Annotated in this window: 23 protein-coding genes and 1 tRNA gene; 7 read left to right on the forward strand and 17 right to left on the reverse strand. The window is 26.2% G+C overall.

Going from position 1 to position 20,970, the window contains the following annotated elements:
• Positions 1-100: 100 nt before the first annotated feature.
• The 7 genes from ACAN_RS08525 to ACAN_RS08555 all read right to left on the reverse strand — a co-directional run bounded on the left by ACAN_RS08525 (position 101) and on the right by ACAN_RS08555 (position 7,173).
• Entirely contained in the window at positions 101-913 is an 813-nt protein-coding gene (locus ACAN_RS08525; protein WP_079579917.1) for a MetQ/NlpA family ABC transporter substrate-binding protein, read from the reverse strand.
• A gap of 13 nt (positions 914-926) precedes the next feature.
• Positions 927-1,565 carry a methionine ABC transporter permease gene (locus ACAN_RS08530; RefSeq protein ID WP_079579918.1) on the reverse strand — a complete coding sequence of 213 codons (639 nt, stop codon included), beginning with the start codon at positions 1,563-1,565 and terminating at the stop codon, positions 927-929.
• A complete protein-coding gene (locus ACAN_RS08535) occupies positions 1,562-2,521 on the reverse strand; it encodes a methionine ABC transporter ATP-binding protein (protein WP_099333438.1) in 960 nt (319 codons plus the stop codon). The genes ACAN_RS08530 and ACAN_RS08535 overlap by 4 nt, the downstream gene beginning before the upstream one ends.
• Positions 2,522-2,626: 105 nt before the next feature.
• Positions 2,627-3,865: an L-lactate MFS transporter gene (locus ACAN_RS08540; RefSeq protein WP_099333439.1), complete on the reverse strand. Its 1,239-nt coding sequence runs from the start codon at positions 3,863-3,865 to the stop codon at positions 2,627-2,629.
• A gap of 358 nt (positions 3,866-4,223) precedes the next feature.
• A complete protein-coding gene (gene sstT, locus ACAN_RS08545; protein WP_099333440.1) occupies positions 4,224-5,429 on the reverse strand; it encodes a serine/threonine transporter SstT in 1,206 nt (401 codons plus the stop codon).
• A 344-nt stretch (positions 5,430-5,773) separates the two neighbouring features.
• Positions 5,774-6,685: a class I SAM-dependent methyltransferase gene (locus ACAN_RS08550; RefSeq protein WP_099333441.1), complete on the reverse strand. Its 912-nt coding sequence runs from the start codon at positions 6,683-6,685 to the stop codon at positions 5,774-5,776.
• Positions 6,685-7,173, reverse strand: coding sequence for a GreA/GreB family elongation factor (locus ACAN_RS08555; protein WP_099333442.1), 489 nt, complete (start codon positions 7,171-7,173; stop codon positions 6,685-6,687). Before ACAN_RS08555 ends, ACAN_RS08550 begins: the two co-directional genes overlap by 1 nt.
• Positions 7,174-7,266: 93 nt before the next feature.
• Here ACAN_RS08555 and ACAN_RS08560 point away from each other — a divergent pair, with 93 nt between their 5' ends.
• Together ACAN_RS08560 and ACAN_RS08565 are read left to right on the forward strand one after the other, a co-directional pair.
• A complete protein-coding gene (locus tag ACAN_RS08560; protein WP_099310253.1) occupies positions 7,267-7,872 on the forward strand; it encodes a hypothetical protein in 606 nt (201 codons plus the stop codon).
• 2 nt (positions 7,873-7,874) lie between these two features.
• Positions 7,875-8,273: a DUF2391 family protein gene (locus ACAN_RS08565; protein ID WP_099333443.1), complete on the forward strand. Its 399-nt coding sequence runs from the start codon at positions 7,875-7,877 to the stop codon at positions 8,271-8,273.
• A 4-nt stretch (positions 8,274-8,277) separates the two neighbouring features.
• Here ACAN_RS08565 and ACAN_RS08570 read toward each other — a convergent pair whose 3' ends face one another.
• Complete coding sequence (locus tag ACAN_RS08570) at positions 8,278-9,819, reverse strand: SulP family inorganic anion transporter (protein WP_099333444.1); 1,542 nt, start codon at positions 9,817-9,819, stop codon at positions 8,278-8,280.
• A gap of 16 nt (positions 9,820-9,835) precedes the next feature.
• Positions 9,836-10,288 (reverse strand): hypothetical protein, encoded by a 453-nt coding sequence (locus ACAN_RS08575; RefSeq protein WP_099333445.1) that lies wholly within the window; start codon positions 10,286-10,288, stop codon positions 9,836-9,838.
• Between the two features lie 76 nt (positions 10,289-10,364).
• On the opposite strand from ACAN_RS08575, the gene ACAN_RS08580 reads away from it, so the two are divergent.
• Entirely contained in the window at positions 10,365-11,732 is a 1,368-nt protein-coding gene (locus ACAN_RS08580; protein WP_099333446.1) for a dihydrolipoyl dehydrogenase family protein, read from the forward strand.
• Positions 11,733-11,746: 14 nt separating this feature from the next.
• Here ACAN_RS08580 and ACAN_RS08585 read toward each other — a convergent pair whose 3' ends face one another.
• The 3 genes from ACAN_RS08585 to ACAN_RS08595 all read right to left on the reverse strand — a co-directional run bounded on the left by ACAN_RS08585 (position 11,747) and on the right by ACAN_RS08595 (position 13,751).
• Positions 11,747-12,325 carry a superoxide dismutase gene (locus tag ACAN_RS08585; protein ID WP_099333447.1) on the reverse strand — a complete coding sequence of 193 codons (579 nt, stop codon included), beginning with the start codon at positions 12,323-12,325 and terminating at the stop codon, positions 11,747-11,749.
• A 134-nt stretch (positions 12,326-12,459) separates the two neighbouring features.
• Positions 12,460-13,116, reverse strand: a complete 657-nt coding sequence (locus tag ACAN_RS08590; RefSeq protein WP_099333448.1) for a class I SAM-dependent methyltransferase — start codon at positions 13,114-13,116, stop codon at positions 12,460-12,462.
• A gap of 158 nt (positions 13,117-13,274) precedes the next feature.
• Positions 13,275-13,751: a ribonuclease HI gene (locus ACAN_RS08595; protein ID WP_099333449.1), complete on the reverse strand. Its 477-nt coding sequence runs from the start codon at positions 13,749-13,751 to the stop codon at positions 13,275-13,277.
• A 111-nt stretch (positions 13,752-13,862) separates the two neighbouring features.
• Between ACAN_RS08595 and sfsA the strand changes: the two genes are divergently transcribed.
• The 3 genes from sfsA (at position 13,863) to ACAN_RS08610 (ending at position 15,826) form a co-directional block, all read left to right on the forward strand.
• Positions 13,863-14,561, forward strand: a complete 699-nt coding sequence (gene sfsA / locus ACAN_RS08600) for a DNA/RNA nuclease SfsA (protein ID WP_099333450.1) — start codon at positions 13,863-13,865, stop codon at positions 14,559-14,561.
• A gap of 67 nt (positions 14,562-14,628) precedes the next feature.
• Positions 14,629-15,564 (forward strand): hypothetical protein, encoded by a 936-nt coding sequence (locus ACAN_RS08605; RefSeq protein ID WP_099333451.1) that lies wholly within the window; start codon positions 14,629-14,631, stop codon positions 15,562-15,564.
• Between the two features lie 76 nt (positions 15,565-15,640).
• Positions 15,641-15,826: a YgaP family membrane protein gene (locus ACAN_RS08610; protein ID WP_099333452.1), complete on the forward strand. Its 186-nt coding sequence runs from the start codon at positions 15,641-15,643 to the stop codon at positions 15,824-15,826.
• 9 nt (positions 15,827-15,835) lie between these two features.
• Here the strand turns inward: ACAN_RS08610 and ACAN_RS08615 are convergent, their stop codons facing one another.
• A complete protein-coding gene (locus ACAN_RS08615; RefSeq protein WP_099333453.1) occupies positions 15,836-16,921 on the reverse strand; it encodes a PQQ-dependent sugar dehydrogenase in 1,086 nt (361 codons plus the stop codon).
• 106 nt (positions 16,922-17,027) lie between these two features.
• A complete protein-coding gene (hrpB, locus tag ACAN_RS08620) occupies positions 17,028-19,469 on the reverse strand; it encodes an ATP-dependent helicase HrpB (RefSeq protein ID WP_099333454.1) in 2,442 nt (813 codons plus the stop codon).
• Between the two features lie 58 nt (positions 19,470-19,527).
• On the opposite strand from hrpB, the gene ACAN_RS08625 reads away from it, so the two are divergent.
• The gene (locus ACAN_RS08625; protein ID WP_079580202.1) at positions 19,528-19,812 is read left to right on the forward strand and encodes a peptidylprolyl isomerase; all 285 of its coding nucleotides are present in this window, start codon (positions 19,528-19,530) and stop codon (positions 19,810-19,812) included.
• Between the two features lie 26 nt (positions 19,813-19,838).
• Here ACAN_RS08625 and ACAN_RS08630 read toward each other — a convergent pair.
• From ACAN_RS08630 to ACAN_RS08640, 3 genes are all read right to left on the reverse strand, one after another.
• Positions 19,839-19,915 (reverse strand) — tRNA-Met (locus ACAN_RS08630).
• A 90-nt stretch (positions 19,916-20,005) separates the two neighbouring features.
• Positions 20,006-20,458 (reverse strand): hypothetical protein, encoded by a 453-nt coding sequence (locus tag ACAN_RS08635; RefSeq protein WP_099333455.1) that lies wholly within the window; start codon positions 20,456-20,458, stop codon positions 20,006-20,008.
• Positions 20,455-20,964, reverse strand: coding sequence for a hypothetical protein (locus ACAN_RS08640; RefSeq protein ID WP_099333456.1), 510 nt, complete (start codon positions 20,962-20,964; stop codon positions 20,455-20,457). Before ACAN_RS08640 ends, ACAN_RS08635 begins: the two co-directional genes overlap by 4 nt.
• Positions 20,965-20,970 lie beyond the last annotated feature (6 nt).

Below are 20,970 nucleotides of genomic sequence, written 5' to 3' on the forward strand. Positions count from 1 at the left end.
CATATTTATTTATAAGATTATACCTAAAGGGAAATTTATTGTAAAGAAAATAGTAGTTAATTGTTAAAAAAGAGGAGAATAACCCCTTTTTTTAACAATTTTAGAAAGCTTCTATAATAGAACCTTCATATTTTGTTCTAATAAAGTTTTTAATCTCTTCAGAAGTTATTGCTTTATTTAAAGCTTTAATATACTCTTTATTTTCATTACCTGCTTTAATAGTTACAATATTTGCATAAGGAGAATCTTTTGATTCAATTGCTAAAGCATCTTTTAATGGATTAAGATTTGATAATAATGCATAGTTTGTATTAATAACTGCTGCTGTAACTTCATCTAAAACTCTTGGTAATTGAGGAGCATCTAACTCTTCAATTTTAAGATTTTTTGGATTATCTAAAATATCTTTTGCAGTTTTTAATTCTACATCATTAAATGTTAATAAACCTTCTCTTTGTAAAATATCTAAAGCTCTACTCTCATTTGTTGGATCATTTGGTACAGCTATTGTATCACCCTCTTTAATCTCTTTTAATGATTTTATTTTGTTTGAATAGATTCCCATTGGCTCTAAGTGAACATTTACAGTTTTAACTAAGTGAGTATTTTTATTTTTATTAAATTCATCCATATATGGTAAATGTTGGAAAAAGTTAGCATCTAATTCACCCTCTTCAACTGCAATATTTGGAGTAACATAATCAGTAAACTCAACAATTTCTAGTGTGTAACCATCTTTTGCTAAGATTTTTTTTACTTCTTGTAAAATCTCTGCATGTGGAATTGGAGTAGCTCCAACTTTTATAACTTTCTTCTCTTGAACTTTTTGTTCTTGCTTATCATTATTATCTGAACAAGCACCTAAAAACAATGCAACTAGTGCAACTAAAACAACTTTAAAAAAATTATTCATTTATTTCCTTCCTTTATTTTTTTGTAATTTTATATAAATAATCACCTAAACTTTGAAATATCTGTACTATTATGATTAAAACCAATACAGTATACATCATAATGTCAGTTTGGAATCTATAGTAACCATATTTGATTGCTACATCACCAAGTCCTCCGCCTCCAACAGCCCCAGCCATTGCAGAAAACCCAACAACAGTAATTAAAGTTAAAGTAATGGCTGAAATAATACCAGGCAATGCTTCAACTAACATTATTCTAAATATTATCTGGAAATTTCCAGCTCCAAATGATTTTGCAGCTTCAATAACACCTTGATCAACCTCTTTTAAAGCACTCTCAATTAATCTTGCAATAAAAGGAGCAGCACCAATTGTAAGTGGAACTATAGCAGCAGTTGTTCCAATACTTTTTCCAACTATCATTTTTGTCACAGGGAATAATACAATCATTAAAATAATAAAAGGAAAAGATCTTAAAGTATTTATAACTACATCTAAAACTCTATATAGTTGTATATTCTCCATCAATCCATCTTTTTGTGTAAGTATTAAAACAATAGCTGTAAAAAAACCTATAATAACAGCAATTGAAGTTGAAACTACACTCATATATATAGTTTCCCAAATTGCTGGCAATAAAATATCTATCATTTTAATACCTCCCAAGTAATTTGTCTATTTTCTAAATATTTGCAAACCTCATCTTTTTGCTCTTCTTGAATATTTATAACCATATTTCCAATAATATGAGTGTTTATCTCTTCAAGTTTTCCCCAAACAATATTGAAATCCATATTTAACTCTCTTGCCATTGAAGTAATAAGTGATTGGTGTGCATTATCTTTTGGAAAGTATATTTTTATATTTACTCCCTCTTGTGGTACTACTTCATCCTCACCTAAAAATCTTTTCATTTTTGCATCAGGTTGCAAAAACAGATCTTCTGTTACATCTAAACCTATTATATTTCCATACTCTAAAAGTAAAGCTTTCTGTGCTATTTGTTTTACTACTTCCATTTCATGAGTTACTAAAATAATAGTAATATTTAATTCTGCATTAATTTTTTTTAAAAGATTTAAAATTGATGTTGTAGTATTTGGATCAAGAGCAGAAGTTGCTTCATCACTTAATAAAATATCAGGATCAAGTGTTAATGCTCTTGCAATTGCAACTCTTTGTTTTTGTCCACCACTTAACTCTTTTGGATATGACTTAGCTTTATTAGAAAGTCCAACAAGATGCAATAAATCATCAACTTTTTTCTTTATTTCACTCTCTTTATATCCCCAAATTTCCATAGGTAAAGAGACATTTTCATAAACTGTTTTCCTTTGAAGAAGTGAAAAGTGTTGAAAAATCATTCCAATTTTTTTTCTAAACTCATTTAATTTAGTACTTTTTAATGTTTTTACTTCTTTATTATTTACTATAAGTGAACCATCATGATAACCTTCAAGTCCATTAATACATCTTAAAAGTGTAGATTTTCCAGCACCACTATGCCCTACAATAGCAAAAATATCACCTTTTTCAATAGTAAGGTTAATATCATTTAGTACTTTCATCTGCCCATAATATTTATTTAAATTTTTAATTTCAACCAAAGTAAACCTTATTGTATTTTTAACCGTGTATAATATAAAAATAGTACTAATAAATCTATTAAATCATACGATTTAACACGCAAAAAGGCTTTTTGCCCTTTTGTTTTAATCTTCTAACTCTTTTTTCAAGTTTTTTATATTTAAAAGCATTGAAATAGAAACAACTAATGCGATACAAAAAAAGCCTGAAAATACATATAATGTTTGAGAATAACTTCCTGTTACATCTTTTACATTTGAAATAATTAAAGGTCCTACAAGTCCAGCTGCTGCCCAAGCAGTTAAAATATACCCATGAATAGCACCTAACTCTTTTGTTCCAAAAATATCTCCAATATAAGCAGGAATTGAAGCAAATCCACCACCATAACAAGACATTATAAAATATAAGACAATTTGAAATAGTATAAGCTCACTAATATTTGGTAAAGCATAAAAAGCAACTGCTTGTGTTGCAAAAAATATTATATAAACAATAGGTCTTGTTAAAAAATCAGAAATACTAGCCCAAAAAATTCTTCCAAGTCCATTAAAGACACCCATTAAACCAACTGCAGCAGCAGCTGCAAGAGCCGTAATACCCATAACTTCTTCAAGAAGAGGAGAAGCAACTCCAATTATTGCAATTCCACATGTTACATTTATAAATAACATAATCCATAGACCATAAAACCTAGGTGTTTTTATAGCTTCATTTAAGCCCATACTAGATAAATCTTTTTTGATTTTCTTTTTACCCTCTTTGATTTTTTTCTTAAATTTCTTTGGCATATAGCCCTCTTTTGGAGCTTGCAAATACATTGCTGAAATAAACATTACGATAAAATAAACACTTCCTAAAATAAAAAATGTATTTGCAATTCCCACAGAACCAATTAATAACTTTATTGCTGGACCTGAAATAGCTGAAGCAAAACCAAATCCCATAATTGCAAGTCCTGTTGCAAGACCTCTTTTATCAGGAAACCATTTTACTAAAGTTGATACTGGTGAAATATAACCTATTCCTAATCCACATCCACCTAAGACTCCATAAAAAAAATAAAGTAAAAGTTTTGATTCCATTAAAATGGCAAGTCCAGAACCAGCAGTTCCTATACCAAAAGCAAAAGCTGCAATTGTTGCAGATACTCTAGGTCCATTTTTTTCAACAAATTTACCCATAAGTGCAGCAGATAAGCCAAGAAAGAATATAGCAATACTAAATGCTATTGTCACATCAGTTAAATCCCACTTCATCTGTTCTTGAATAGGATTTACATAAACACTCCAAGCATAAACAGACCCTATACAAATATGTACACCAACAGCAGCAAGAGCCATAAGCCAACGATTTTTTTTCATATATTTCCCCATGATTTTTAAGTAAAATTAGCCGAAAATTTTATCATAAAGAAACATAAAACAGTATATATTATAACTTTTCTTAATATATACGCATAAATTATGTAAAACTATTCCCATAAATACCCACAATAAAACCAATATTTACGCCAATAGCAAGAATCCTATTATTTTTATATTTTAAACTAGGTGCAATATCTTGAAAAATTAAGTACAAAATTCCTCCACTTGCAAAAAGCATTAAAGCAGAAGTTAAAGAAGGTTTTTCTGATAAAAATAATAACAGAAGAGATAATACTCATATGCTATAACCTTTAAAATAATTTATTAGATTATAGCATATACTCAAAGAGCTTAATTAAGCCTTTGAAGCGCAACTTGCAGTAAAAAGTACATCAGTTGAAGAGTTTAATGCCGTTTCAAGTGAGTCTTGAACCACGCCAATTACAAAACCAATTGCAACTACTTGAAGCGCAATATCATTTGAGATTCCAAAAAGTGAACAAGCAAGTGGTATTAAAAGAAGTGAACCACCAGCAACACCAGAAGCTCCACAAGCAGCTAATGCTGATATAATACTAAGTAAAAGTGCAGTTCCTAAATCAACAGTAATTCCTAAAGTATGTACAGTTGCTAAAGTTAAAATAGTAATAGTAACAGCTGCTCCTGCCATATTTGTACTAGCTCCTAAAGGAATAGAAACAGAGTAAGTATTTTCATCAAGATTCAATTTTTTACAAAGGTTCATATTTACAGGAATATTAGCAGCACTACTTCTTGTGAAAAATGCAGTTATCGCACTATCTTTTATACAAGTAAAAATTAAAGGGAAAGGATTCTTTTTTATTTTAATAAATACAATTATAGGATTTACTACAAATGCTATAAAAAGCATTGTTCCTACTAATAAAGCTAAGATTTTTCCATAACTAAAAAGTGCATCAAATCCTGTTTTTGCAAAAGTATTTGCAACAAGACCAAAAATACCTAAAGGAGCAAGTTTAATAATAAATTTTACAATTTTTGTAACACCTAAAGATATATCAAAAAATACATTTTTAGTATCTTCACTACTATAGTGCATGGCAAACCCCAATGCAATTGCCCAAACTAAAATACCTATAAAGTTCCCAGTTTGAAGAGCATTTATTGGATTGTCTACCATATTAAATAAAACACCTTTTAATACAGATATTACACTATCAGGAGGAGTTAAAGAGCTTTCTTGTGCATCAGGAAGAACCAATTCAATAGGAAATAAAAAACTTGCACTAACAGCAACCAATGCAGCTAAAAAAGTACCTACTAAATATAAAATTATAATTGGTTTTATTTTAGTCTGAACTCCCATCTCTTTTGTAGCAATTGCAGTTGATACTAAAATAAAAACTAATATAGGAGCTATTGCTTTTAATGCTCCAACAAATAAAACTCCAAGAATAGAAACAGCATTTGCTAAATCCTTCGATAAAAAACCAACAACAACACCAAGAACAATACCTATTAAAATTTGCAAGACTAAATTTCCATTGAGATATCTTTGTAGTAAACCATTTTGAGCCATATAAATCCTATCACTATAATTTAATTATTATCTAATTTTAAAATTTAAAAGCAAAAGTATAACAAAATTTTATTTTATTTTAAAACTTTCTGCCATTTTTTGTAAATTTATTTAAATTTTTTCTATCTTAATAGTTTTAAATTGCAACCATTTTGTAATACTTAAATTATAAAATTAAAATAACAAAATAAATTAAGAAAGGATTTAAGATGATTAAAGCAGCTTTGTCTTTTGTTGCAATTAGTGTAATGTTTTTTATTTATACAAGTGTAACAATATTAAAAGAGTGTATAAATCCAAATACTAATATAGCCTCATAATGCTATGGGGCTACAAATATAATTTTATGATTTTTCAAATATCATATTTTTTAAACTTTTTTCTTTATCTTTTGAAATAAACTCTTCTAAATTATCTAATCTTTTTACATATTTAAATTCAGGTGCAAACTTTTCAAATAAGCTTTTTATAAAATCTGTATCTAATTCTGGCGCATTTAAACAGCTTAAAATTATACATTTTTCAGAAGCTAAAGAGTCTAATCTTTTAATTATTTTTTCATAATCTTTTGTTGCAGCAAAACTTCCTTTTTGAAAAGAAGGTGGATCTATAATTATAAGATCATAAGGTCCAAATTTTTTTATTTTTCCCCATGATTTTAGTATATTATAGGGTAGAAACTTTACATTTTTGGTATCAAGATTATTTATTTGGTGATTTAAACGTCCAGTATTTAATGCATTTTTTGCCATATCAATATTGACAACTTCTTTTGCTTCACCTTTAATTGCACACACACTAAAAGAGCATGTATAAGAGAAAAGATTTAATACTTTTTTATCTTTTGCATTTTCATATACAAATTGACGACCTTTTTTCATATCTGCAAAAAATCCAATATTTTTATTTGAAAAATTAATACTATATTTTAAACCATTTTCTATTGCATGATTTTGTTTATTTAAAGTTCCTTTTAAAACTTCATTTTCACCATTATTTAAATATCTTCTTTGCAAAACTAATGTTTTATAGTAATACTTTTCATATATTTTTTCTAAAAAATCAATAATCTCTTTTTCAATATCTTTATTTATTTCTTCAAAAATTGTTGCAAATAAAATATCATCAATGCTATCTATTGTTAAATAGTTAAAATCTTCATAAAAATTACCTCTTCCATGAAATAATCTTTTGTACTCTTGCGTTTTATTTTTTAAATTTTCATCTATTATTTTTTCTAAACTTAATATATTCATCAATCTACTTTAAAATTATATTTTTTAATATCTAAAATCTCATATACAAAAGTCTCATTATTTATTATAAATTCAAACTCTTCATTTTTTGATTTATTTAAAAGAGCTTTGCCTAAAGGAGATTTATTTGAAATCATATTTTCACTTGGGTTTGTTTCATATGTGCCTACAATAATATACATTTTTTCTTCATTAGTATCTAAATTAAGTATTGTAACTTGTGAACCAAAATTTACTTTCTCATGGGAAAGTTGTTCTGTTTTTATAGCTTCAGTATTTTTTATGATTTTATCTAAAAATCTAAGCCTTTTATCAATATTTCTTATTTGTTCTTTTGCACTTATATACTCTGCATTTTCACTTCTATCTCCAAATTGTGCAGCTATTTCTTTTTCTTTTACCCAATATGGCTTTTCTATTTTTAGAAGATTATTAAATTCATCTAAAAACTTTTTAAACCCCATTTGTGTTATTAATTCTTTTCTCATTTTTTATTGTATCTAAAGAGCATAAAAAGATGATTTAATAACTTACAGTTAAGGTATTTAAAGCTATGATAATTAAATTTAAAAAGGGAAAATATGTCAAACAATAGCAGAATAAATGAAATCTATACAAAAATTAAAAGTTTAGAAGAAGACTTAAAAAAAGAGTATGAAAAAAATAAAGAAAAGTTTTACTTTGACAAAAATTTTAATAAAAAATTTCAATTTGATAGAGAGTATATAAATGAATATAAAAGTAAGGTTATAAACTCATTTAAATATTTATGGAGAGAAAGAATAAGTATTATTCTTACAATTCCTATAATTTGGTCAGTTTTAATTCCTGCTTTTTTACTTGATATTATTGTTTCATTATATCAAGCAATATGTTTTCCAATCTATAGAATTCCTAAAGTAAATAGAAAAGATTACATAATTATTGATAGATATAATCTATTTTATTTAAATAAAATACAACAAATAAACTGTCTATATTGTGAATATTTCAATGGTCTAATGGGATATGTTAGAGAAGTTGCTGGAAGAACAGAACAATATTGGTGTCCTATTAAACATGCAGATAAAACAAAAGATACACACTCAAGATATAACAAGTTTTTTGATTATGGTGATGCAAAATCATTTCAAGAAGAGATTGATATTGTAAGAGAAGATTTTGATGATGTAAAAAATAAAGGTTAAATTTGAGAAACTTAAGATTTAATACAGAAGATATTTCACAGTTAATAATTGGTGCATTTGCATTATGTGTACCAATCTCTTTTTCACAAGAAGCATGGGATATAGCGCAAACTCTTCCTACTTTAAACTTAAGTTTATTAATATTTTTAACAGTTTGTTTCTTGAGTATTTATACATATGGAAGTATTTTCCAAACAAATATTAAATCAAGAGTTTTTATATTTATATTTAGAATTTTCATAGCTTATTTTATAACTATCTTAGTTGTAAGTTTAACACTTTTTGCACTTAACAAACTACCACTATTTACAGACACCCTACTTGCAATTAAACGAATAATTGTAATATCAATGCCAGCTTCAATAGGTGCTATTATAGTAGATGGCTTAGATAAAGAGTAAACTCTTAATCTAAAGCCTCTTTTACTGTTTTATAAATAGGTATATCTTTAAAAATCTCTCTTTTATCTACAGTTTGTATTTTATCAATATGTCTTTGTTTTAAAACTAGACAAATTTCTATATTTAAATCTTTAAGTTTTAAAATCAGCTCTTCTAATGTAAAAATTGCAGAGATGTCCATAAAAGGAACATTTGTGCAGTTTATAATTAATTTTTCAGTATCCAATAATTTATTTATTTCTTCTTCAAAAAAAGATGCCGAACCAAAGAAAAAAGCGCCATTTATATCTAAAACTCTTACTTTTTCATTTCCTTTTTCTTCTGAAAAAACTTCTTTTTCAAAAGAGATATTTAATTTAGCCTCTTTTGAAATTCTATATACTATTAAAAGTGAAGCTAAAGTAATACCTACACCAACTGCCATTATTAAATCAACAAATACAGTTAATAAAAAAACTATTATCATAACTATCATATCATTTCTAGGTGCATACTTTGCAACTTTTAAAAACTTATAATCTAAAATATCAAGTCCTACTTTCATCAAAATACCTGCTAATACAGCTAATGGAATTTGTGAAGCAATTGGAGCTAAAAAGAGTACAATTAATACAAGAACTAAAGCATGAATTATCCCTGATAATTTTGTTCTTCCACCACTTTTTACATTAACAACAGTTCTCATAGTAGCACCAGCTCCTGGTATTCCACCAACAAAAGCTACAAGGGTATTTCCAATTCCTTGTCCAATTAGCTCTTTATTAGAACTATGTTTAGTTTTAGTAATTGAGTCTGCAACCAATGATGTTAATAAAGTATCAATTGTTCCTAAAAGTGCTAAAGTTATTGCTAGAAGAATTATATCTTTAGATTTTGAAAATTCAAAAACTGGCATTGTAAACTCTGGTAAGCTAGTTGGAATCTCACCTATTGTTTTTACATCAAAACTAAAAAATACACTAATTATTGTCATAGTAGTTAATGCTAAAAGTGCAGGAGGCACTAAACTTGCAATTTTTTTTGGAGTTATAATCATAATTAACAAAGTAAAAAAAGACAATATAAATGCCTCAAAACTTAAGTTCGTAAAAGTTGATGATAATTCATATATAGTTTTTAACACAGAACTTTCAGAATCAACTCCTAAAAAAGGATTTATTTGTAAAATTATAATAATAACTCCAATTCCACTCATAAATCCAGAAATCACAGGATAAGGAATATATCTTACAAATTTTCCTATTTTTAAAACTCCAAATAGAATCTGAAAAAGACCTGAAAGAAGTACAACACTCATTACTGCATTAATGTCATTATGAAACATTGCAATAGCACTTGCAACAACAACTGTCATTGGACCAGTAGGTCCAGATATTTGAGAAGAAGTACCACCAAATAAAGAAGCGAAAAAACCTAATATTATTGCTCCATATAGCCCAGCAACTGCACCAGCACCACTTGCCACACCAAAGGCTAAAGCTAAAGGTAATGCAATAATTGCAGCTGTTAAACCACCAAAAAAGTCGCCTTTTAAATTTGACAACATTTTACTCCTTTATAATTCAATTAAAAGATAATAATAAGTTCATCTTATCTATCTTTGCATTTAGTGTACTCCTTTTTTGCTTATAAAATATTTTATCATCTATGATATATTCATCTACAAATAAGTTATACTTATATATTTTACCTTTAAACTTAATCCACATTTTTTTACCATTATATAAAATAAAAATTACTCTTTTTTGTTTTAATCTTATGAATTTATTCTTTTTCTTTTCAAAACCTAAAGTTAATTTATATAAACTATTATCTATTTTTTTACTTTTAATCTTCTCAAGCTTATATCTTCCATCTGCAAAACCACCTAATGCATTGACTTTTAAAATACCTTTTTCTATTTTAAAAGGTATGTGATTTTTAAACTCTTTTAACTCACTTTCATTAAAAGCTGAAATTTGTGTAGCTAAAAGTAAATTTATCATCAAAAGAAGTAAAACTAATGTTTTTTTCACGTTGAAATCCTTTTTATTTGTTAGAATTATTTTAGTAGATATTTGTGGAAGAATAGTTTTTAAAAAAGGATACAATATGCAAAATTTTGATTTGATAATAATTGGAGCAGGAAGAGCTAGTAATATTGCTGCAAAAGCTGGAAAACTAGGTAAAAAAGTAGCACTTATTGAAAAGTCTACTCTTGGAGGCACATGTCCAAATAGAGGTTGCGTTCCATCAAAACTTTTAATAGGCTATGCCCAAAAAATTAGAGAAATAAAAGACTCAAAAAAGCACTTTATTAGAGCAATTGTAGATAATATAGACCAAGAAGAGATATTTAAACGCACAAATGAGTATATTTATAGTGTTGAAGAAAATTATAAAAAGAAATTTAATGAAAATGTAACTATATTCAAAGGTGAGGGAAGCTTTTTAGATGATAAAATAGTAGAAGTTAATAACACAAAACTAACTGCACCTAAAATAATAGTTGCCACAGGAACAAGACCTGCAAAAGTTCCTCTTGAAAATGCATGGACAAGTGATGATATTTTTCCTTTGATAAAAGAGATACCTGAATCTATAACAATAGTTGGAGGTGGTTTTATAGCTTGTGAGTTAGCAAACTTTTTTGATGCCATTGGAGTAGAAACAACGCAATTAGTAAGAGGTGATACTCTTTTGGAAAATGAAGATGAAGAAATAAGTGAAATTTTCAAAGAACAATACTGCAAAAATGTAAATGTAAAATTTAATATATCTATTAAAAATGCATTATATAAAAACAACTCTTTTGAAATAGAGTTAGACAATGATGAAACATATAAAAATGATGCTTTACTTTTTGCAATAGGAAGAGTTTCAAATGCAGATACTTTAAAACTTGAAAATACCAATATAAAACTAAATGAAAAAGGTTTTATTAGAAGAGATGAGTTTTTTCAAACTGATGTTGAAGGTGTTTATGTAGTAGGAGATGCAAGTGGAGAACATATGCTTCAACACGCTGCTGCATTTGAAATGAATCATCTATTTAAAATGTTATTTGAAGATGAAAAGGAGCCTTTAAAATTCAAATACATGCCCCATGCAGTGTTTAGTCATCCAGAAGTTGCAAGTGTTGGATTAACAGAAAAAAAAGCAAAAGAACAAAATATAAAATATGTTACATCAACTACAAGTTGGCTTGCAAGTGCAAAAGCTCAAGCACTAAAAATCAAATATCCAAGAACTAAATTTATTCTAAATCCAGATACATATGAGATTTTGGGTTGTCATCTAATTGGATATGAAAGTGCTACTATGATACATCAAGTTTTAGCAATAATGCATCTTCAAAATGATATTAGAAATTTAAAAGAGATGTTATATATTCACCCTGCTTTAAGTGAAGCACTACTTCCAGCAGCTGTACAAGCAGTAAAAGCAATACATGAATATAAAGAGTCAAAGAAGATATGACTCTTTATAGGTAATTATTTAGTTAGATTTTGTGCTACAAAATCCCAGTTTACTAGTTTCCAAAAGTTTTCTAAGTATGCAGGTCTTGCGTTTCTACAGTCGATGTAGTATGCATGTTCCCAAACATCACATGTTAATAATGGTGTTAAACCTTCAGTGATTGGAGTTTGTGCATTTGAAGTAGAAATAATAGTTAATTTTCCAGCTTCATCTTTAACTAACCAAGCCCAACCTGAACCAAAGTGAGTTACTGCTTTATTTGTAAATTCTGTTTTAAACTCTTCTACTGAACCAAAGTTTGCAACGATTGCATCTTCTAACTCTTTTGAGATTGATGTCTCATTTGGAGTTAATCCATTCCAGAAGAAATCATGATTAAATACTTGAGCAGCATTATTAAAAACTCCACCCTCAGAATCTTTGATAATATCAACTAAAGAAGAGTCTTCATGTTTACTACCAGCAATAAGTTCGTTTAATTTGTTTACATATGTTTGATGGTGTTTTCCATAATGGAATTCTAAAGTCTCTTTTGACATTAATGGTTCTAATGCATCTTTCTCATAAGGTAAAGTCATTAATTCATGTTTCATTTTGTTATCCTTTTGTAAATTATTGTTTTGATAAGTAAAGAATACTCCTATTTGATTGAAAGAATTATTATACAAAGAAACTAATTTTTATTTTAAGACAATTTTTGTCCTATATAGTAACTTTTAGTAATAAATTATCTATTTAAATATAGGATTTTACCTTTAAAAGCTTTTGGTAAATAATCTGTTATTGGTTTTTCATTTCTTGAAGAAAAACCAAATGTTTCCATTTTTCTACAAAATGCATTATGATTTCCCCTTGCAGGATCTATAATAATTATTTCACATTTTTCATTTGCATAAAGTTCAATAAAAGATGAAAGTAAATTTACATGGGTTCTTTCATATAAAACATCACTTCCTATAATAACATCAAATTTTTCAACAATTGATACCTTATCATCCCAACTAGCTTGAAAGTATGGAATATCTTTTTTACTATTTAATAAGCTATTATATTTTAAAAAACTTGCTACTTCTGGGTGATAATCTGTTGCTGTTATATTTGCACCTCTTAAATTTAAAACCATACTTGCCAAAGCAAGACCACAACCTAGTTCTAAAATACGCTTACCTTCTATTTCATAAGTTAACATTAAATTTGCCAATACTTCCCCAGCTTCCCATAAAACACCAAATATTGGCCACTGTGCAGAAGAAATACCAAGTTTTTGTGCAATATCATCTTTATCAAAAAATTGTTGTTTATCTTTTAAAGTTTTTAAGTGAATATCTAAAGTACCAACTTCAATGGTTTGATACTTTATTCGATAGTTATTTTCTTGAGACATATAATACCTTAATATGATTTATTATTGAAATCTTTAAATTATGGTATTAAAAGTAGATTGTACTAGTTCAGACAAAGTCTTTTTGGTAGAATGATATTTATAAAACCAATTTTTTTAAATTGATGTAATTATAGCCAAAATATAAAATAATAACAATATTATAAAATTATTTCATTTCTTAATTTAGCTCTTGATTCTTTATCCACTAAAAAAAAGCAATCATCTATTTCATCTTTTGTCGATGCTTTTTTGTGCCCTTTTACTTTTATAATTTCAAAATCATATTTATCATAAAGTAAAAAAAACTCTTTGTAAAGTTCTTCGTTTTTAACTTTTTTACCTGTTTTTGTGGTGTAATTACTATTTTGTAACTTTTCTCTTCTATTAAGTAGTGATAAAATATTTTGACAGTCTGTATAAACTATAAACTTTTCACTACAATCAATTTGCTTTACAGCCCATATAAATGTTTGAACTTCTAATTTTGTAGAAGAAGTGTCTTCAAATTTTTTTGTAAAGATTTTTTGTTCTTTGCAAGTGTTTAACTCTTTGCAAAAAAGATATGCCCCAAAACCAATATTTTTCTTAGGATTAACACTTCCATCTACAAATAGTTTATATATTATTTTTTCCATAAACGAAGTATATCACTAATTTTTCTTATATTTACTTTTTATAGATGTTTTTAATTACTTTAGATATAAATAAGTAAATTTAAATAAAATAAGAAAAACAAAAGGCAAGTTATGAAATTTGATAAATTATATGAGGGAAAATTAATAAAAAGATATAAAAGATTTTTAGCAGATATTAAATTAGATACAAAAGAAGAGATAACAGCACATGTTCCAAATAGCGGTGCTATGACTTCTTGTATTGAAGATAACTGCCAAGTTTGGGTTAGCTTCCATGATAATCCTAAAAGAAAATTAAAATATACATTAGAACTTACAAAAATAGGTGAAAATCTAATTTGTACTAATACAACAGTTGCAAATAAAATAGCAATTGAAGCAATAAATAATGGAACAATAAAAGAACTTCAAGGTTATGATAGCTTAAAACCAGAACAAAAATATGGTAAAAATAGTAGAATTGATATACTTTTAGAAAATGACCATGATAATAAAAAGTGCTATGTAGAAATAAAAAGCGTAAGCTTAAAACTTGATGATACATTAGCTTTTCCAGATGCAGTTACAAGCAGAGGAACCAAACATTTAAATGAATTAAGAGATATGGTAAAAGAGGGTCATCGGGCTGTAATGCTATATGTTATTCAAAGAACAGATGATAAAGAGTTTAAAATAGCAAAAGAGATTGATTCTAAATACTATGAAACTTTAAAAGAAGTTAGAAAAGAAGGAGTAGAAGTTCTTGTTTATCAATCAACTATATCAAAAAAAGAGATAAATATAACAAAAAGTAAGAAGTTATTAGATTAAACTATACTTCATAAAAATAAAATTTAAAGTATAATATACAATAAAAATAAGGCATGGAAAAAATACAATGAATATTTTAAAAAGTTTATTTACAGATTTAGAAAATTTATTAAATGTTTTAAATAATTTTGATTATAGTAGGTTGATACTATTAGCAGTAACACTTTTAGTAGTATATATAATTCATATCATTTTTTTAAATCGATATCATAAAAATAAAATAAATAAAACAAAAATAGAGTTAAAAAAAATAAATCTTGAAGCAACACTAAATTTAAAAAGACAAAATCTACTTAAAATATATACGATACTGTTTTTATTTAGTTCATTTATTATAATATCTCAAAATAATCTAGCTGTGATAATACCTGTATTATCAGCACTAATACTAATTTTACTTTTTTCAATAAAAGAGCAATTAAACAATATATTTTTAGGATTAGCTTATAAATCATCTATTTTAACAACTATATATGAGGGAATGGAGTTTTATTTTAAAGATACGCCAAATGAGATATGTAAAATAACAAAAGTTAATCTATTTAAAACAATATACAAAAATCAAAAAACTGGTCAATTACTTTCACTTGAAAATAAAACATTAAATGAAACAGAGATTATTCATAAAGCAATAATAGATTTAAATTATGTTGAGTTTAAATACATTGTAAGCAATGATTTTGATTTTGATCAATATGTAAAACAAACAAGAAAAAAATTAAAAGAGTATGTAAATACTGTAGATGTAGATTTTAAAACCTTAAGAGAGACTATATTATCTTTAAAATCAAAATATAATACAACTCCCTTTTTAAAGCCAATTTATACAATAGATATAATCTACAATACAAAAGAGGATGTAATAATCAAAATAAATTTAACTACATATAAATATGATTATGAAAATTACTTAGATGACTTTTTAAAATTTAGACCTATACCAATATATAAAAATGAAAAGGAAACAAATAAAAAAAATATAAGTAAAAATAAATTCTATTAAATAAGTTTTTCTTATCAAATAAATTTAATATTACATAAGATATAATTATATAAACTTCATAAAAAAAGGTTATATTATGAATATATATGAGAAGATTAGAAGAATTTGTAGACCAATTAGAATACTAGTAGGAATAGTTTTAATTACTATTGGTGTTATTATTCAAAACCCTTGGTTTTTCTTAGGTGTAATACCTCTATTAGCAGGAGTTGTAAACTTCTGTCCTTTATGTAGTATCACTAAAAAGTGTTCAATCAAATAAGTAAATAAGTTAAAGAGTTTTCTCTTTAACTTCTACTATCTTATATATTTTTCCACTATCTGTTGCAAAATATATATTTCCAAAAATATCTTCTGTTACTACTCTTATTCTTTGTTTTAATTCACTAAAGACTCTATTTTCATCTATTGGATTAAAGTTTTCATCTAATTTTATAATATTTATATGAGTTAGTTTTAATGCTGTAGAAATTAATGCACCCTTTAAACTTTTATATTTTTTTCCACTATATACTATTAGTGAACTTGGAGCAATTGAGGGAGTATATTGTTTAATAGGATCAATCATACCTTTTTCTTGAGTTTTTCCAACACTAATAGGTGCCCAATACTCTTTTCCCAAAGATACTTTTGGCCATCCGTAATTTTGTGCTTTTTTAATTATGTTTATTTCATCTCCACCTCTTGGACCATGTTCATTTGAAAAAAGGATCTTCGTATTTTTATCATAAAAAAGCCCTTGAGGATTCCTATGCCCATAACTATAAATCTCTTTTAATCTATCTTTACTATTAAAAAAAGGATTAGTTTTTGGCACTGTGCCATCTAAATTCAATCTTATAATAGATCCTGCATGATTTCTTAAATCTTGCGCATTATCTCTTTCTCCCCTATCTCCTACACTAAAAAAGATATGATGTTCATCAAAAGTTATTCTACTTCCAAAATGTCTTGTAGTATTTGTTGCACTTTTAGTAACTAAAATATCTTCTATATTAACAAGTTTTTCATTTACTAATTTTGCTTTTGCAAGTGTAGTCACACCCATATTATCTATGTTTTTAACATATGTAAAAAATATTGTATTATCATTTTTAAAATTTAAAGAGGTTTTTACATCAAGTAAACCAGCTTGACCTTTTTCATAAACATCTAATTTTTTAATATATTTCAAAGTATTACTATTTGTATCTAAAATAGCAAAGAAACCATTTTTTAAACTTACGATTGCTTTACTCTTATCATAAAAATCCATTCCCCAAATTATGCTTTTTGCTTCAACTATTTTCGAAGCTTTAAAAGAAGCAAATAAATTACTTGCAAGAATAATCATAATAAACAATATTATCTTCTTCATTTTTAATCCTTGATTTTATAGAAATATTAAACTTTTATATTTTAACAATATTTTATCACCTATATAGTAAATAATTTATAAACTTCAAAAATTAAATATAATAATACTATTTCATCATCTTTTTTGTTTTATTTGTAGCTTGTGCTTCATAAGGATTTTGTGGCCAATAATGTTTTTTATACTTTCCACGAAGCTCTTTTCTTACCTCATCATAAGAGTTTTCCCAAAAACTTTTCAAATCATAAGTAATTTGTATTGGTCTTTGAGCAGGAGTTAATAACTCAATTTGTAAAGCAAGTTTATTATTTAAAACTTTTGGTGTTTCATATACTCCAAATATCTCTTGTATTTTTATACTTAGTTTTGCAACTTCAATATTTGAGTAATCTATTTTTATCTTTGAACCACTTGGTGCTTCAAAAAAAGCAGGTACTAACTCATTTAAAATTTGTTGTTGTTGCCAAGATAAAAGATTAAGTAGTATATTATATAAATCCAATTTCTTTAACTGCTCTATTGTTTTTATAGCGCTTAAATATATACCTAACCATTCATCTAAACTATCTAATAAATATTTTTTTTCAAAAGAAGGAAACTTTAGACTTTTATCATGATAGTTTATAAAATCAACTCTTTGTTTTAATAAAAGAGATTTCTTATCCCAATTTAATAACTCTAAACCTTCTTCTTTAATAATCTTTATTATCAATTCACTTAAGTTTGAATCATCTAATTTACAAGGTTTCAAATCTAATTGTAAATTTAAAAAACTAATCTCTTCTCTTGATATAATTTTATTATTTTCTTTATCAAAACTTACTTTTTGTTCTTTTTTTATATGTGCACTAAAATACTTTTTTATATGTTTAAACTCAATTTTTAAAGCTTGATTTATAAAAGAATCTTTTGCTTTAGCATTTATATTAACTACAACTAAAAAAACTTCATTAAACAAATAGCTATCTTTATGAAGTTTTGCACCTTTACTATTACTAAGCTTGTATCTTGTATCATTTTCTTCTCTTAACTTTGCTAATCTATCAGGATAAGCATATAAAGCTAATACGCCCAAAAGTTCATAAGAGAATTTCTCTTTTTTAATAAACTCAAATTTTTTTAATTTTATAAAGTATTGTCTTGCCTCTTTTAAAAGTATTGAGTTTTTATCTTTTTCATAACAATCTATAAAAGTAGATAAGATATCGCCTTGTAAACTATTTGCATTTAAAATTGATGCTAAAATACAAGCTTCATAAGCAAATCCAAGCTCATTTGCTTTTAAAATCATATAGGCAAATCTAGGATGAATTCCCAAACTTATGGCTTTTTTACCAAAAGTTGTAATTTTATACTCTTTATCAATCATATTTAGACTTATTAAAAGCTCTTTTGCATGTGAAATAGATGTCTCATTTGGTATATCTAACCAATTTAAATCATCAAAACTGTCTATTTGCCATAATGAAAGCTCCAAAAGAGTTTGTGTTAAATCTACTCTTAAAATCTCTGGTTCTGATGTTTTTTCTAAAAGTTTTGACTCATGCCACAACTTATAACAAACTCCATCTTCTAACCTTCCAGCTCTACCTTGCCTTTGAATAGATGATTCATGAGAAATAAAACTTAAGTTCAAATGGTTCATACTATTTGAACTATCATACTTTGAAACCTTTTCTAGTCCTGTATCAATTACTACATTAACTCCTTTTATAGTTAAAGAGGTTTGTGCAATATTTGTTGAGAGTATTACTTTTCTTTTACTTTGTTCTTGTATTGCATCATCTTGTTGCTTTTTATCAAGATTTGAGTACAAAGGCAATACTAAGATATCTTCACTTATATTTAAGCTATTTTTTACTTCATTTATCTGTTTTACACCAGGTAAAAAAACTAAAATATCTTTTTTACAATCTTTTAAAGCTTTATAAATAGTATCAACGACCAATGAAATATCACCATAACTTGGTTGTTTTACACTAGGATTTAAATATATACTTTTTACTTCATAATTTTTTGCAATTGAAGTTATTACAGGTGCATCTAAAAAATTAGATAACTTTTTGCTATTTAATGTTGCAGACATTATTAAAAGCTTCAAATCATCTCTTAAATAATCTTGTATTTGTAAAGAAAACGCCAATGACAAATCTGTATAAATACTTCTTTCATGAAACTCATCAAAAATTATTAAACCAATATCATCAATACTTTGATTTGCTTGTATTTTTCTAATCAAAATAGCTTCTGTTACAACTAATATTTTTGTTTGTTTAGAAACACAACTATCAAGTTTAATCTCATAGCCTACTGTTTGCCCTACTTTTTCACCTAGATTTTGTGCTAATTTATTTGCAATAAATCTTGCAGCAACTCGTCTTGGTTCTAAAACTATAATTTTCTTATTTTTTAAAAAAGTTTCATTTAAAAGTTCTGTAGGAATAACTGTACTTTTACCAGCACCCGTTGTTGCTTGTAAAATAACTGTTTTATTTGTACTCAGCTTTGATTTTAAATCATCTAAGATTTCATATATTGGTAGTTTATTCATTCATATAATTATACTTAAAAAATCTTTTAGCTACTATTTACTTTAAAAAGGATTTTATATGGCAAAACAAGCAACAGCAAGACATATTTTAGTAAATACTGAAAAGTTAGCAAAAAAGATACAAAAAGAGATAAATAATAAAGAAATTAGTTTTGAAAAAGCTGCAAAAAAGTTTTCAAAATGCCCATCAGGTAAAAAAGGTGGTGAACTTGGAATGTTTAAAAAAGGTGATATGGTAAAAGAGTTTGATGATGTTGTATTTAGTAAAGATTTAAATAAAATACATGGACCTGTTAAGACTCAATTTGGATTTCACTTAATAGAAATAACGGGAAGAATTTGATTTAAATTTTAAGTAAGTTTTTTAATTGGTTGCGGAAACAAGATTTGAACTTGTGACCTTCGGGTTATGAGCCCGACGAGCTACCTGACTGCTCTATTCCGCGTTAAGTTGAATGCAGATTATAGTCACATAAACTTAAAGGGAACAAAAATATAAGAGTTTAAAAAAAGAATTTGAAAATTCTTTAAACTCTTTAGTTCTCAAGCTCTAAACAATCTTGTTTATTTACAGTATAACTAAATAAAGGTCTATGTTCTGTATCTGTGTAATAATATTTTAACACTAAGCCTTTATTTACAATCATATGATTTAAAAAGTCTACTCTACATACTATTTTAGAATCTTGGTCAAACATAACAGTTTTAAAATATTCTGATTTATTTTCCCATTTACCTTTCATCATTTCATGATTTAAATCAATACTTTTAAAATAACTTACACTATTTTCTAAAGCTACAACTTTAGTAACTGTTGTAATTGCATCAATCTTAATTGGAACAGCACTTGCAGTTTTATTTGCTAAGGTTCTAGCAAACTTTTCTACAGACATTGCTTTTATTTTTTCTTTTAACTCTTCTTCATTATTATTATTCATTCCTGCGTTTAAAGATAAAAGTAATAACATACTTAAGATTAATGATTTCATGATTTTTTACCTTTTATCATATCTAATGCAGACTCTTTTATTTCATCTGCTATTTTTTCTGTAATTAACTCTTCCCAATAGTTAACTCTATGTTTTAATTCATCATCAAAATGTAACTGCATTTTTGCATCAAAAAAAGCATCATCCATTATTTTTTCTTTATATGAAATATGAACTTTTTCTTTATTAGTTAAATCATCATTTTTTTCAATAAAGTCTTTTAAAGAATGCAAAAATGCGTTTACTTTTATATTATCTTCAAATATGATTTCAAACTCATCATCATTATAAAAAGAGTCAATAAGTTCTATCATTACATTTAAGATATTTTCAACATCAATATCAAGTTGCAGTTGCTTTAACTTCTTTTCTATCTCATTTTTATCAAAACAAGTCTCTTTAACCAAAACCCCAAGTGCCATTTGATAATAGATTTGATATTTTGCTATTGTTAAAATCAAATCTTTTCTTAAAAATTTTTTATTAATTAAATCTATTTTTTCCATAACAAA

It is taken from the genome of Malaciobacter canalis (assembly GCF_008000835.1).
Classification (GTDB): Bacteria; Campylobacterota; Campylobacteria; order Campylobacterales; family Arcobacteraceae; genus Malaciobacter; species Malaciobacter canalis.